The organism is Gluconacetobacter diazotrophicus PA1 5, assembly GCF_000021325.1.
Lineage (GTDB): Bacteria > Pseudomonadota > Alphaproteobacteria > Acetobacterales > Acetobacteraceae > Gluconacetobacter > Gluconacetobacter diazotrophicus.
Genome location: NC_011365.1, coordinates 3,191,572 through 3,205,160 on the forward strand (window position 1 = coordinate 3,191,572; position 13,589 = coordinate 3,205,160).

9 protein-coding genes are annotated in these 13,589 nt (G+C 67.2%); 6 read left to right on the top strand and 3 right to left on the bottom strand.

Annotated features, from left to right (window positions below):
• Window positions 1-149 precede the first annotated feature (149 nt).
• A complete protein-coding gene (locus GDIA_RS14625) occupies window positions 150-476 on the bottom strand; it encodes a TIGR02300 family protein (protein ID WP_012554665.1) in 327 nt (108 codons plus the stop codon).
• Between the two features lie 198 nt (window positions 477-674).
• On the opposite strand from GDIA_RS14625, the gene aroA reads away from it, so the two are divergent.
• The 3 genes from aroA to rpsA all read left to right on the top strand — a co-directional run bounded on the left by aroA (window position 675) and on the right by rpsA (window position 4,644).
• A complete protein-coding gene (aroA, locus tag GDIA_RS14630; protein WP_012228072.1) occupies window positions 675-2,024 on the top strand; it encodes a 3-phosphoshikimate 1-carboxyvinyltransferase in 1,350 nt (449 codons plus the stop codon).
• Window positions 2,021-2,680 carry a (d)CMP kinase gene (gene cmk, locus GDIA_RS14635; RefSeq protein ID WP_012228070.1) on the top strand — a complete coding sequence of 220 codons (660 nt, stop codon included), beginning with the start codon at window positions 2,021-2,023 and terminating at the stop codon, window positions 2,678-2,680. Before aroA ends, cmk begins: the two co-directional genes overlap by 4 nt.
• 248 nt (window positions 2,681-2,928) lie before the next feature.
• A complete protein-coding gene (gene rpsA, locus GDIA_RS14640; protein WP_012228068.1) occupies window positions 2,929-4,644 on the top strand; it encodes a 30S ribosomal protein S1 in 1,716 nt (571 codons plus the stop codon).
• A 133-nt stretch (window positions 4,645-4,777) separates the two neighbouring features.
• On the opposite strand, the gene GDIA_RS14645 is transcribed toward rpsA, so the two are convergent.
• The gene (locus tag GDIA_RS14645) at window positions 4,778-5,734 is read right to left on the bottom strand and encodes a TauD/TfdA dioxygenase family protein (protein WP_012228066.1); all 957 of its coding nucleotides are present in this window, start codon (window positions 5,732-5,734) and stop codon (window positions 4,778-4,780) included.
• Window positions 5,735-6,081: 347 nt separating this feature from the next.
• Between GDIA_RS14645 and GDIA_RS14650 the strand changes: the two genes are divergently transcribed.
• Genes GDIA_RS14650 through GDIA_RS14660 form a run of 3 tightly spaced genes read left to right on the top strand, consistent with a single transcriptional unit; the run spans window position 6,082 to window position 10,778 of the window.
• Window positions 6,082-8,379 carry a TonB-dependent receptor gene (locus tag GDIA_RS14650; RefSeq protein WP_244410125.1) on the top strand — a complete coding sequence of 766 codons (2,298 nt, stop codon included), beginning with the start codon at window positions 6,082-6,084 and terminating at the stop codon, window positions 8,377-8,379.
• Between the two features lie 3 nt (window positions 8,380-8,382).
• A complete protein-coding gene (locus GDIA_RS14655) occupies window positions 8,383-9,729 on the top strand; it encodes an MFS transporter (protein ID WP_012554667.1) in 1,347 nt (448 codons plus the stop codon).
• Between the two features lie 56 nt (window positions 9,730-9,785).
• Entirely contained in the window at window positions 9,786-10,778 is a 993-nt protein-coding gene (locus GDIA_RS14660) for an aldo/keto reductase (protein ID WP_012554668.1), read from the top strand.
• A 63-nt stretch (window positions 10,779-10,841) separates the two neighbouring features.
• On the opposite strand, the gene GDIA_RS14665 is transcribed toward GDIA_RS14660, so the two are convergent.
• On the bottom strand, window positions 10,842-13,553 hold the full coding sequence (locus GDIA_RS14665; RefSeq protein WP_012554669.1) for a M16 family metallopeptidase: 2,712 nt from the start codon (window positions 13,551-13,553) through the stop codon (window positions 10,842-10,844).
• Between the last annotated feature and the right edge of the window lie 36 nt (window positions 13,554-13,589).

A 13,589-nucleotide genomic window follows, 5' to 3' on the forward strand; every position in this document is an offset into this window, starting at 1 on the left:
AGTTCAGGAACGGGATCTGGTGAGCGAGAGTGCCGCGAAGCGGCACGGCCGTCGCGTGTTTCCGAGCACCGGAGCGGCCTTGATGGCCGCGAGCACCGGAGCACAGGAAACGCGCGATGGATCGCCGCCAGGTCGCGTTTATGGACTGGCTAGTGGTCGTTTTCGTCCGAGTCGGTGCTGACATCGATATCGGCGCTGATCTCGTCATCGTCGTCGTCCAGGTCGGACGTGTCTTCCATGACGTCGTCGTCGCCGGCATCCTCGTCATCCAGTTCGACGGCATTGTCGATGTCGTCTTCGCCCTTCGCAGGCTTCTGGGTATCGGGCACGACGTCGGGGGCGCGGCGCAGGCGGGGCACGTCCGCCGGCTGCTCGGTGCCGCACTTGGGGCAGATCACCGGGCTCTTGTTCAGATCATAGAAACGGGCGCTGCAGGAGACACAGACGCGCTTGGTGCCGAGAGTGGGCTGGGCCATCTTGAACCTGTCGATCCTGAATGGTGTTGGACAAAAGCTGCGGCGAAAGAGCGGCACAGGGCGCAGCCCCATGCCAGCTTGCGCGCCGGCTGTCAAACCGCGATCGTGCCCCCCGGGATCGTCCCGCCGCTTTTTTTGCCGCGTTGGCGCGCGATGGCGATTGACTTCATCGCCAACAATCCGGAAGGGAATGACCCCATGGATACCGTGCACGCCCTTGCCCCGCGCCCGCTGACCGTCCGTGCGGCCGCCGCCCCCCTTTCCGGTTCCGTCGCGGTGCCGGGCGACAAGTCGATCAGCCATCGCGCGCTGATGTTCGCGGCCCTGGCGCGCGGCGAAACCCGGATTTCCGGCCTGCTGGAAGGCGAGGACGTGCTGCGCACCGCCGACGCCATGCGGGCGCTGGGCGCCGTGGTCACGCGCACCGGTCCCGGCGCATGGCACGTGACGGGCCGGGGGCTGGGCACGTTGCAGGAACCGGCCGACGTGCTGGACATGGGCAATTCGGGCACCGCCGCGCGCCTGCTGTCCGGCATCCTGGCCAGCCATGGCATTTTTTCGGTGATGACGGGGGACGCCAGCCTGCGCGGCCGGCCGATGAAGCGGGTGACGGACCCGCTGGCCGCCACGGGGGCCACCTTCCTGTCGCGGGCGGGCGGGCGCCTGCCGCTGGCCATCAACGGTGTCGCCGATCCCGCGCCGCTGTCCTATCGCCTGCCGGTCGCCTCGGCGCAGGTGAAATCCGCCGTGCTGCTGGCCGGGCTGAACGCCGCCGGCACCACCCGGGTCGAGGAACCGGTGGCCACCCGCGACCATACCGAAAACATGCTGCGCCATTTCGGCGCCGAGGTGACGGTGGAGGCGCTGGGCGCCGGCGGCCGCACCATCACCCTGGTCGGGCGGCCCGACCTGGTGGCGCGTGACGTGGTGGTGCCGGGCGACCCGTCTTCGGCCGCGTTCGTGCTGGTGGCGGCGCTGCTGGTACCCGGGTCGTCCGTGACCGTGCGCGGCGTAGGGCTGAATCCGCTGCGCACCGGCCTGTTCACCACCCTGCGCGAGATGGGGGGCGACCTGCGCCTGTCGAACGAGCGCGTGGAGGGCGGCGAGCCGGTGGGCGACCTGACGGCCGTCGCGGGCCCGCTGCACGGCGTGGACGTTCCCGCCGACCGCGCGCCGTCGATGATCGACGAATACCCGGTGCTGGCCGTCGCCGCCGCCCACGCCACGGGCCGGTCGCGCTTTCGCGGCCTGGAGGAACTGCGGGTCAAGGAAAGCGACCGCCTGGCCGCGACGGTGGCGCTGCTGCAGCGCAACGGCGTGGAGGTGGAGGTCGTGGGCGACGACATGATCGTCACCGGCACCGGCGGGGCGATACCCGGCGGCGGAGTGGTCGAAACGCGGATGGACCACCGCCTGGCCATGAGCGCCACCGTGCTGGGCCTGGCCGCCAGGACCCCGGTCGGGGTGGACGACACCGCGTTCATCGACACCAGCTTCCCGGGCTTCATCGACCTGATGAACGGGATCGGCGCGGCGCTGACGCCATGAGCCGCCTTCCGCTGATCATCGCCATCGACGGCCCGGCCGCCGCGGGCAAGGGCACGCTGGCGCGTCGCCTGGCCGAGTCCCTGGGCCTGCCGTATCTGGATACCGGGTTGCTCTATCGCGCGGTGGGGCGGCGGATGCTGGATGCCGGGCTGGACCCGGCGACCGACGCGGCCGAGGACCAGGCGCGGCGGATCACCCTGGCGGACCTGGAACGCGACGATCTGCGGGTGCCGGCGGTCGATCGCGCGGCCAGCCTGGTCGCGTCGCAGCAGGCGGTGCGGACCATCCTGGTCGACACGCAGCGCAATTTCGCCCGGGCCGGCGGCGGGGTGCTGGACGGGCGCGACATCGGCACCGTCATTTTCCCCGATGCGCCGGTCAAGCTGTTCATCACGGCCTCGCCCACCGCGCGGGCCCGCCGGCGGTGGGAACAGATGGCCGCCGACCTGGACGCGCCGGACCGCGCGGCGCAGATCGCCCGGGTCGCGGCGGAACTGGCGGCCCGCGACGCCGCCGATGCCGGCCGCGCCGTGGCCCCCCTGCGGGCCGCGCCCGACGCGGTGCTGATCGATACCGACGCGATGACGGCGGACGAGGTCCTGGCCGAAGCCCTGCGGATCGTCCGCTCCCGGACCGGGCGTCTCACGACGGTGTGAGGCTCTTTTGCCACGGCGGGGGCCGCCGGGCGCTTGTTTGTGTTGACAGGCCGGGGGTCGAGGGTGTCTGTGCTTTGCACGCGCTAGGCCCCGCACGCGTGGGGGCGGCGTCGATATCATCGGCCGTCAGGCATGCCGCGACAAGGGTCGCGGATACAGCCGGGCAAGTCGTTCCGCAGCGAAACGTGGCGGTGCGCAAGAACGTCCGGCCTGCCTCGCGGTCCGGATACGGGATTTACAGGTACCTCATGGCTTCAGCCACCTTACAGTCCTCCACCGATCATTTCGGCGGCGAGGATTTCGCGACCCTTCTTGACGAGACCCTGGGCCGCGACACCGCATTCGACGGTTCGGTCGTCACCGGCCGCGTCGTGCGCCTGACCGACGAATTCGCCATCGTCGATGTCGGCCTCAAGAGCGAAGGGCGCGTGGCGCTCAAGGAATTCGGCCCGCCGGGCGCCAGCCCCGACGTCAAGCCGGGCGACGTGATCGAACTGTTCGTCGAGCGGTACGAGGATCGTGACGGCTCCATCGTCCTGTCGCGCGAGAAGGCGCGGCGCGAGGAAGCCTGGACGAACCTGGAAAAGGCGTTCGAGGGCAACCAGCGCGTCAACGGCACGATCTATGGCCGCGTGAAGGGTGGCTTCACCGTCGATCTGGGCGGCGCCATGGCCTTCCTGCCGGGCAGCCAGGTCGATATCCGCCCCGTGCGCGACGTCACCCCGCTGATGGGCGTGCCGCAGCCGTTCCAGATCCTGAAGATGGACCGCGCCCGCGGCAACATCGTCGTCTCGCGCCGCGCGGTGCTGGAAGAGACGCGTGCCGAGCAGCGCAGCGAACTGATCCAGGGCCTGAAGGAAGGCATGATCCTGGACGGCGTGGTCAAGAACATCACCGACTACGGTGCGTTCGTCGATCTGGGCGGCGTGGACGGCCTGCTGCATGTCACCGACATCGCCTGGAAGCGCATCAACCACCCGTCCGAGGCCCTGCAGATCGGCCAGCCGGTCCGCGTGCAGGTCATCCGCTTCAACCCGGACACGCAGCGCATCTCGCTGGGCATGAAGCAGCTCGAGGCCGATCCGTGGGAGAACGTGGCGATCAAGTATCCGCCGGGTGCCCGCTATTCCGGTCGCGTCACCAACATCACCGACTACGGCGCGTTCGTCGAGCTGGAGCCGGGGGTCGAGGGCCTGGTGCACGTTTCCGAAATGTCCTGGACGAAGAAGAACGTCCATCCGGGCAAGATCGTCGCGACCTCGCAGGAAGTCGACGTCATGGTCCTGGACGTGGACAGCGGCAAGCGCCGTATCTCGCTGGGCCTGAAGCAGGTGCAGCGCAACCCGTGGGAGCAGTTCGCCGAAGAGCACAAGATCGGCTCGACGGTCGAGGGCGAGATCCGCAACATCACCGAGTTCGGCCTGTTCATCGGCCTGTCCGCGGACATCGACGGCATGGTCCACATGTCCGACCTGTCGTGGGACGAGCCGGGCGAGGTCGCCATGACCCATTACGAAAAGGGTCAGGTCGTCCAGGCCAAGGTGCTGGATGTCGATGTCGAGAAGGAACGCATCTCGCTGGGCATCAAGCAGCTGCATGAAGATCCGGCCGCCGACGCGCTGGGCAAGGTGCAGAAGGGTGCGGTCGTCACCTGCATCGTGACCGCCGTCCAGTCGAACGGCATCGAGGTCAAGGTCGACGACGTGCTGACCGGCTTCATCCGCCGCGCCGAACTGGCCCGCGACAAGGCCGACCAGCGTCCGGAGCGTTTCGCCGTGGGCGAGCGCGTCGATGCGAAGATCGTCTCGGTGGACCGTGCGGCCCGCAAGCTGGCCCTGACCATCCGCGGCCGCGAGGTCGAGGAAGACAAGCAGGCCATCAACGAGTACGGCTCGTCCGACAGCGGTGCCTCGCTGGGCGACATCCTGGGTGCCGCGATCCGTCGCCGCAACGCCGAGGGCTGATCGCTCCCGCCAGGGATCGAAAGAAGGGGGCGGTGCCGGCGACGGCACCGCCCCTTTTCTTTTTGGACGGCTAATCGGCCGGTTCTCCCGGTCCGGAACGGTTCGATCATGCACCCTGGCAGGAAGCGGAGGGTTACGCCTCGGCGCGGGCCGTCCAGTGGTAGGGCGTTTCGAGCAGGAGGCGGGGATTGGGCTGGCCGTCGATGATCTGCTCGCTTTTGCGTCCATCGACACTGACAGGCGTATCGCCCACCAGCGTGACCCGTTGCAGTTCGCGGGGATGATCGCCGAAATCGGCAATGGCACGGTGCAGGGCCGCGCGATTATCCCACATCGCGACGTCGCCGGGCTGCCAGTGCCATGTGATCGTGTTTTCCGGCCGCGTGACGTAGGACAGGAACAGGTCCAGCAGCGCGCGGGAATCCGGCAGGTTGAAGTCCACCAGCCGTTTGACGAAGTTGCCCAGGATAAGGCTCTTTTCGCCTGTCTCGGGATGGACGCGCACCAGAGGGTGGCGGGTTTCGAAGATGCGCGCGGCGAACACGTTGGCCGACCAGCGGATGAAGTCCCAGTCGCGTTCCACGACAAGGTCCGTGTGATCGTAATCGTCATTGGTATGGATCGCCCACAGCTTGTCGGCCAGTTCCTGCAACGGTTGGGGCAGGGCCTGGTACGCGGTGGCGGTATTGGCCCACAGCGTCGCCCCGCCATAGGGCGCGGTATGGACCGAGCGCAGGATGGACGCCTTGGGGTAGGTGGCCATGAACGTCATGTCGGCGTGCCAGGTGTTGGCGGCCCGCCCCTTCTGCGCCTTGAGCTCGAAAATATGGTTCGTGCCCTTCGCGCTGGCCACGGTGGGATGAGCGACCAGCGTGCCGAAACGTGCGCCAAGCTGTTCCTGACCGGCGCTGTCGAGTGACTGCTGGCGGAAGAAGATCACCTTGTACTCGAGCATGGCCTTGTAGACAAAGGCGACATCCTGCTCCGACAGGTCGGGCGAGAGCGTGATCCCGTGGATTTCGGCACCGATATTTCCACCCAGGCGGGTCAGGGTGGGGCGGGCTGGAGAGGGCTGCGGATGGAAAGACATCGGACCGGGTTCCTATAAACAACGAAAAAATTATGTATTAATGTTGCCCAGGGCGGCATGCGTCATATTCGGTAATTTATATATTTAAGAATAACTTAACGAACGGTCGCGCATGGCATCCTGGGATACCCACAGGGAAAAATACCGCGAGGCGCCAGGGCTGCTCGCGCTATAATCCCCCCACTGATTCGTTAATATATCGCATCACCGCAGATTCACAACATTGACACGTGGTGTTTCCGTGCCGGATAAAACGATTCGTTATCGCATTTGCATAAATGCACGTTTTAATGGTGAAATTATCGATGTCAGTCATGCCCCCTGGTTTGCGCCGAATTGTCTGGAGTATGTCCGTGACGTCGCTGGGCTGTGCCCTGAGCATGAATGCGGGCGCGGCAAGCACCGCCCCGCAGAAGCGTGCCGTAGGGGTTCACGGCCGGCCGGAGGCTGCTGCCGGCTCCGGCTCCGGCACCGCGCAGCCCGTGAAGACGGAGGAGGTCACGGTCAGCGTGCGCCGCCGCAGCGAACCCCTGCAGAAGGTCCCGGTTGCGACTTCGGTCTATACCGCAAGCCAGGCGCGGCGCGATAATGTCCATGATTTGCAAGGAATTTTCGAATTCGTTCCCTCGGCCAACTTCCGCGCCAATGCCTCGTCCAAGGACAGGGCGATCTTCATACGCGGGATCGGCACCATTTCGACGTCGCCGGGGGTGGAGCCATCGGTCTCGACCGTGATCGACGGGGTGGTGCTGGCGCGGCCGGGCATGGCCACGACCGATATCGTGGGCTTGAGCCAGGTGGAGGTCATGCGCGGGCCGCAGGGCACGCTGTTCGGAAAAAACGCCTCCGCCGGCGCGGTCAATATCGTGACCGACAGGCCGACGGCGGATTTCCATGCCTATACCGAAGGGTCGTATTTCTCGGGGAACGAGTATCGGCTGACGGGCGGCGTGTCCGGCACGCTGGTGCCGTCGAAGCTGATCGCGAACGCTGATTTCCTGGTCGGCGGGTTTGACGGCAACGTCACCAACATCGCCAGCAACACGATGGTGAACGGGTACGAACACCGTGGCGTGCGCTCGAAATTCCTATGGACGCCGGATGATCGCACGCAGGTCACGTTGGGCCTGGACTATATGTACCAGAACGACCTGGTGCCGAGCGGGGTCTATTCCTCGACCTCGCAGATTGCCTTTCCCACGAACGTGGCCACGTCCAATCCGACGCTGGCGGCGGCCCTGAAGGCGGAAGGCATTACGCCCTCGCGCAACAACACCGAGGTCAGCAACAATATCCAGAGCCGTTCCGTGGACCATTCAGGGGGGGCATCCATCACCCTGGACCGGGAATTCGCCGGCGGATACAAGCTGACATCCATTTCGGGCTACCGCCGCTGGCAGAATGTCCAGGACCAGGATTACGACGGTCTGGGTTCCGTGCCGGCGGGCGTGACCAATGTCCATGATCATGGGCTGCTCAATTTCTGGCAGGCATCCGAAGAGGCGCGCGTCGCCTCTCCGCGCGGTCATTTCTTCGACTATGTCGCGGGGTTCTACTACCTGCACAGCCTGGACCAGGAAGTGTACAGCCGCGACGTGCTGGTCGGCACGCCCGCGACGCCCAACCCGGGCTACGGCGTTTCGCATTATGGCATAGCCAACAACAACTATGCCGTTTTCGCCGAAGGAAACCTGAACTTCACGAAGCGCTTTCGCGGCATCCTGGGGTTGCGCCTTCTGCGTGACGACCTAGCGTACAACATGGCGCGCAACTCGACCGCGACGGCGGCCAATCCGGTCCTGGGCATCCGCCCATCCTATGCCTCGACCGGCTCCACGTCGCAGAACGGTTATGTGGACCGGATCGGACTGCAATATGACGTCCTGTCCGACATGCAGGCGTATTTCACCTATTCCCACGGCTACAAGGGTCCGGCGTACAACACGTTTTTCAACATGCAGGCCACGGATGCGCAGGTGCTCAGGCCCGAGCAGAACAATACGTACGAGATCGGGTTGAAATCGCAGTTCTGGCACCGTCGGATCACCGCGAATTTTGCCGCCTTCATCGAGGATTTTTCAAACTTCCAGGCCAATTTCCTCGACAATGTGAACGGGGGCGCGGTCTATCGCATGATCAATGCCGGCTCGGTTTCCTCCAAGGGTGTGGAAGGCGATATTTCCGCGCATGTCCTGCGCGACCTGACCCTGGGCGGAAACTTCACCTACGACTATGCCGTGGTGGACCGGTTCAACTGCCCGGCCGGCGCGCCGGCATCGTGCAACGTCAATGGCGAGCCGCTGCCCTTCGCCCCGCGCTGGAAATTCGTGCTGAATGCCGACTACACCCGCGCGCTGAACGATCGTTTCTCCGTCTCGGTGGACAGCGACTACACCTGGCAGAGCCGCACGCAGTTCGCGCTGACCGAAACGCCCGATACGGTGCAGAAGGCTTACGGCATCTGGAACATGAGCACGACCCTGCGTGACAGCAAGCTCAGGCTGCAGCTCTCGCTGGTCATGCGCAATGCCATCAACACCCATTATCTGTCCTACATCAGCTATGGCGTCCTGGGCGGCACGGCGGATTTCCTGCCGCGCGACTACGGACGGTATGGCGGCTTCGTCCTGCGCAAGGAATTCTGAATCATGGCCCGTGCATTCAGGCTCCGGGCGGGATTTCCGCCTGCCACGCTGATCGTGTTGTGCCTGATCGTCGTGGTGTCCACGGCGGACCGGCAGATCATCGCCCTGATCAAGCCGGTGCTGGACCGGACATTCGGCTGGAGCACGCGCGATTACGCCCGGATCTCGCTCTGGACGCAGGTCGCCTCCGCCGGCAGCCTGCTGGTCTCGGGCTGGCTGGTGGACCGGTTCGGCTCGCGCCGGGTGCTGGGCACCGCGTTGGCGGGCTGGAGCCTGATGACCGTCCTGCATGCGGTGGTGACGTCGGTGCGCGGCTTCGTGCTGGTGCGCGCGACGCTGGGCGCGCTGGAGGGCGCGGGCATGCCCAGCGTGATGAAGGTCGTGGCCACCACCGTGCCGCGCGCCGAACGGGGCCGGGTGATCGGTATGGTCAACGCCGTGCCCAACGTGGCGGCGGTGCTCACCCCCGTCCTGGCGGGGCTGTTGCTGCCCTGGGTCGGGTGGAAGGCGCTTGTGGCGGGGCTGGGCGCGACCGGGCTGGTACTGGCGGCGCTGTGGTGCGCCGGCCTGCCGAAGGCACGGCCCGCCCGCGAGGATGGGGCCGCGCAACCCGCGCGGGCGGACGGGTCCCGAAGCGAGGCAGGTAGCCTCGCACATGGGGATGTGCGGCGCTTCGTCGCGGTGTTTTCCCTGTGCAAGGTGCTGTCGGACGCGACATGGTGGCTGCTGCTGTACTGGCTGCCCGATATCCTGCACACGCAGTTCGGCCTGGGGCTGCGCGGCGTGGGCGTCGCGTCGGGCGCGGTGTATGTCGGGGCCGGGCTAGGGTCCGTCCTCGGCGGGGTGCTGCCGGCGCTGCTGCCGGCGCGCGCGGGATCGCGCGAGCGGGCGCGGCGCACGGTCATGGGCGGTGCGGCGCTGTGCGTCGTGCCCATGCTGTTCGTCCATGCCACCCACACGGCCCTGGCGGGAATCGGGCTTTTTGCACTGGGCCTGATGGCGCATCAGGTTTTTTCGACCAACCTGTTCGGGATCGTGACCGAATGGGCGCCCTCCGCCCTGGTGGGGCGCGTGATGGGCATTGGCGCGTTCTGCGGCAACCTGGGTGGCGCGGCCCTGCTGTGGCTGACCGGCTTCGTGCCCATGCCGTTTGTCCTGGGGGCCTGCAGCCTGTCCTATCTGGCGGCATGGGGCGTTCTGCGCGCATGGGCGGGGCCGGGTTGGCTGGAGCGCGCCTTCCGGTCCGCACCGCCTGGCGCGGGGCCTGAAATTCCCGCCGGGATATCCCTGAACGCGGCTTCCGCGCCGCCTGCCGGATCGTCTTCCGGGGGGTCCCCGTGTGTGGCCTGACGCCGTGTGGCGTCAGATGTCATGTGTGTTCATCGTTTTGACAGGATAGTGTTTTTATGGACTGGTTTCCTTCTCCTGCCCGGTACGACACGGCATCCTTCAGGCGGTGCGGCCGTTCCGGCCTGGACCTGCCCCCCATATCGCTGGGGCTGTGGCATAATTTCGGGGACACCGATGTGTTCGCGACGGGGCGCGCGGTGATCCGGCGTGCGTTCGACCGGGGCGTGACGCATTTCGACCTCGCGAACAATTACGGCACGCCCTACGGTTCGGCCGAACGGAATTTCGGCGAGATCCTGAAAAGGGATTTTCGCGCGCATCGCGACGAGCTGGTCATTTCCACAAAGGCGGGGTGGGACATGTGGCCCGGCCCGTACGGCAATGGCGGGTCGCGCAAGTATGTGCTGTCCTCGCTGGACCAGAGTCTCGGACGCATGGGGCTCGACTACGTGGATATCTTCTATTCCCACCGTCCGACCCCCGATGTCCCGCTGGAGGAAACCGTGGGCGCGCTGGTCCACGCGCACCGCCAGGGCAAGGCGCTGTATGTCGGGATTTCGTCCTACGACGCGGACAGCACGCTGCAGGCGGCGGCGCTGCTACGCCAGGCGGGCGTGCCGCTGCTGGTGCATCAGCCTGTCTATTCGCTGCTGAACCGCGCGATCGAACGGGACCTGTTTGCCGCGCTGGAACAGGTCGGCGCGGGCTGTGTCGTCTTCTCGCCCCTGGCGCAGGGACTGCTGACCGACAAATACCTGGATGGCGTTCCGGCGGAATCCCGTGCCGCCAGAAGCCGGTATCTGGACCCGGAGGTGCTGACGCCCGCGCTGCTCGATGCCATACGTGGCCTGGACGGGCTGGCGCGTGCACGCGGGCAGAGCCTGGCGCAGATGGCCATTGCGTGGACCCTGCGCGATGCGCGGGTCACGTCGGCCATCGTGGGCGCGCGCACCGTGCCGCAACTGGACGAAACGCTGGATGCCGTGCGCAACACCGCGTTCAGCGAGGCCGAACTGGCGCGGATCGAGCAGATCCTGTCGGTGCTGTAAGGAAAACCGCCTGCCCCGGTTCGTATTCGGGGCAGGCGGCCGGTGTTCCCTGGTGTTTCGCTCTTAGCGGATCGAGGCGGGGCCCTTGACGATCTCGGCCAGGTCGGCGGGGCGGACCCAGGTGCGGAAGGCTTTCTGCACGTCGGCGGCGGTCATGGTGTAATAGGCGCGGGCGGCCGTGTCCGGGGTGTCCAGCGGCAGGCCCAGATTGACCAGGTGCAAATCCTCGGCCGCGATGGAATCCAGGCTGGCGCGTTGCAGCGGCAGACCGCGCAGCAGGGATGCCTTGGCCAGTGTCAGTTCGTCGTCGGACACCGGCTGGGCCTGCAGGGCGGCGACATCGTGGATGGCGGCGTCGCGGGCGCGGCCGACCTTGTCGGGGTCGGCGCCGAAGCTGATGCTGTAGCCGCCGCGATGGCGCGACCATGAAAAATTGCTGCTGACGGAATAGACGTAGCCGGTCCTGACCCGCAGGTCGCGATACAGGCGCGAGGAGAATCCGTCGCCCAGGATCTCGTTCCCCACGCTCAGCGCGAAATGGTCGGGATGGGACGCGGTCAGGCCCAGGCTTTCGGCCAGGATGGCCGAATCCTGCACGCTGGTATGATCCGGCACCTCGGTTCGCGCGGCGCGGCTGTCGGGGCGCGGCGGCAGGTCCACCGCGGGGGTGGGGCCGGCGGGCCGGGGCCAGGCGCCGAAGGTACGGCCCACGACGTCGCGCGCCCGGTCGGGCGTGATGTCGCCCGCCACCACGATGGTGGTCAGGTCCGGCCGGTAGGCGCTGGCGTAGAAGGCGCGCACGTCCGACAGGCTCAGCCCCATGATCCGGCGCGGATCGGGCTGGCGCAGGGTCGGGTCGCCGGGGGGCGAGACCGCGGCCTTGATCGCGCGGCCGAACAGGTAGTCCGGCGTCTGCAGCAGGCCGGCATAGGATTGTGCCGCCTGCATGCGCACGACCTGGAACGCCTGGTCCGGGAAGGCGGGATGCAGTTCGTTGTCCGCCAGCAGGCGCATGCCCTGTTCGAAATCCGGCGTCAGGACCGACAGGCTGAAGCCGGGGCCGGCGCTTTCCGTCGCCGCGATGTCGTCCAGCGCCTTCTGGAACGCCAGCCGGTCGAGCGAGCGGGTGCCGTAGCTGAACAGGTCCTCGGTGATCGAGGCGATGCCTTCCTGCCCCTTCGGTTCCTGCATGTCCGCGTTCTGCCGCACCTGGCCGTACACCGAGATGGTGTGGCTGACACGGGCCGGCTGGACGATCAGTTGCAGCCCGTTGGGGTAGGTGAAGACGCTGGGCAGGCCCACCGGCGGCGGCAGGGTCAGGGTGGACAGCGCCGTGCGCGCCCAGTCGGGCAGGGCGACCGGATGGTCGGGCGGCGTGGCGAAGGATTCCGATCCGCCGAAGCCCTTGCCGGCCACCGGCTTGCCCGAATCCTCGGGCGTCAACTGGGCGGTGATGGCCTGGGCGGGGTCCAGGATCTGCCGTGCCAGCCGATCGACGTCGGCCACGGTGACGGATTTCAGCGCGGTGCCCAGTTCGTCGGGCGCGTTCAGCCCCATGACGGCCAGCGCCTGCGACCAGTTTTCCGCCAGTCCGCTGATGCTGTTGGCGGAAAAGCCCAGTTGCGCCAGTTCCTTGCGCCGCGCGGCCTCGACCAGGTCGGCGGGGACGCCGTTCCGGCGGATGGCGCCGAGGATCGCGTTGATTTCGGCCAGCAGGGGGGCGGGGTCCTGGCCCTTGGGGAAGGCGGCGACCGCGATGCCGATTCCGGCGTCGGGCTTGGGGGCGAATTCGAACCCGGCGAACAGCGCCTTGCCCGCCGGCACCAGGGCGTACAGCGCGCCCCGCTGGCTGGACAGGACATCGGCCAGGATCTGCGCCGCCGCGTAATCCTTCGACGTCAGGCCCGGCATGCGCCAGGCCACGGTCGTCAGACCGACGGGATAATCGGTGGGGAAACGCAGGGTCTGCGCCTTGACCGGGCCGGGCGTGACCGGCGTGCGTGCCGGCAGGTCACGGCGCGGAATGTCGCCGAAGGCCGCGCGGACCTGATCGATCGCGTGGTCGGGGTCGATATTGCCGGCAATGACCAGGATGGCGTTGTTCGGGGCGTACCAGCGGTCGTAGAACCCGCGCAGCAGGGCGGCGTCGGTCTTGTCGAAGGACGGGCGCGTGCCCAGCGCGTCATGTTCGTACGGCGTGCCGGCGAACAGGATGGATTGCAGGCGCGACAGGTACTGGTAGCTGGGGCTGGACAGGTCGCGCGCCACCTCCTGCTCGATCGCGCCGCGTTCCTTTTCCCAGTCGGCCTCGCTCAGGGCCAGGCCGCGCATGCGCAGCGCCTCGATCCGCAGCATCACGCCCAGATCCTCGGCCGGGGCAGTGTAGAAATACTGGGTGACGTTCTCGGTCGTGTCGGCATTGTAGCTGCCGCCCAGCCGTGCGCCGATGGCCGCCAACTGGTCCTTGTCCAGCCCGGCGCTGCCCCGGAACATCATGTGTTCCAGCGCGTGGGCGGTGCCGGGGAAGCCCTTCGGCGCCTCGCTGGCGCCGACCAGGTAATTGATCTCGGTCGTCACGACGGGGGCCAGCCGGTCGCGGATCACCACCACGCGCAGCCCGTTCGGCAGGGTGGCCCGCACCGCGGCATCGGCCTGTTCGGTCGCCGCCGGCCGCGCTGGCGGCGGGGCTTCGACCCGCGCGGCCATGGCCGAGGGAGGCATGGCCAGAAGAGCCAGGGAGAGGCTTAATGCGGTGGTGGCCAGACGCGCTGTCATGATCTGCTGGATACTCCTGGTGGCCCGGACAGCGTA

Excerpts from the sequence above, each read along its gene's own strand:
- GDIA_RS14625 (WP_012554665.1), bottom strand. The coding sequence starts at position 476 with ATGGCCCAGCCCACTCTCGGCACCAAGCGCGTCTGTGTCTCCTGCAGC.
- aroA (WP_012228072.1), top strand. The coding sequence starts at position 675 with ATGGATACCGTGCACGCCCTTGCCCCGCGCCCGCTGACCGTCCGTGCG.
- cmk (WP_012228070.1), top strand. The coding sequence starts at position 2,021 with ATGAGCCGCCTTCCGCTGATCATCGCCATCGACGGCCCGGCCGCCGCG.
- rpsA (WP_012228068.1), top strand. The coding sequence starts at position 2,929 with ATGGCTTCAGCCACCTTACAGTCCTCCACCGATCATTTCGGCGGCGAG.
- GDIA_RS14645 (WP_012228066.1), bottom strand. The coding sequence starts at position 5,734 with ATGTCTTTCCATCCGCAGCCCTCTCCAGCCCGCCCCACCCTGACCCGC.
- GDIA_RS14650 (WP_244410125.1), top strand. The coding sequence starts at position 6,082 with ATGTCCGTGACGTCGCTGGGCTGTGCCCTGAGCATGAATGCGGGCGCG.
- GDIA_RS14655 (WP_012554667.1), top strand. The coding sequence starts at position 8,383 with ATGGCCCGTGCATTCAGGCTCCGGGCGGGATTTCCGCCTGCCACGCTG.
- GDIA_RS14660 (WP_012554668.1), top strand. The coding sequence starts at position 9,786 with ATGGACTGGTTTCCTTCTCCTGCCCGGTACGACACGGCATCCTTCAGG.
- GDIA_RS14665 (WP_012554669.1), bottom strand. The coding sequence starts at position 13,553 with ATGACAGCGCGTCTGGCCACCACCGCATTAAGCCTCTCCCTGGCTCTT.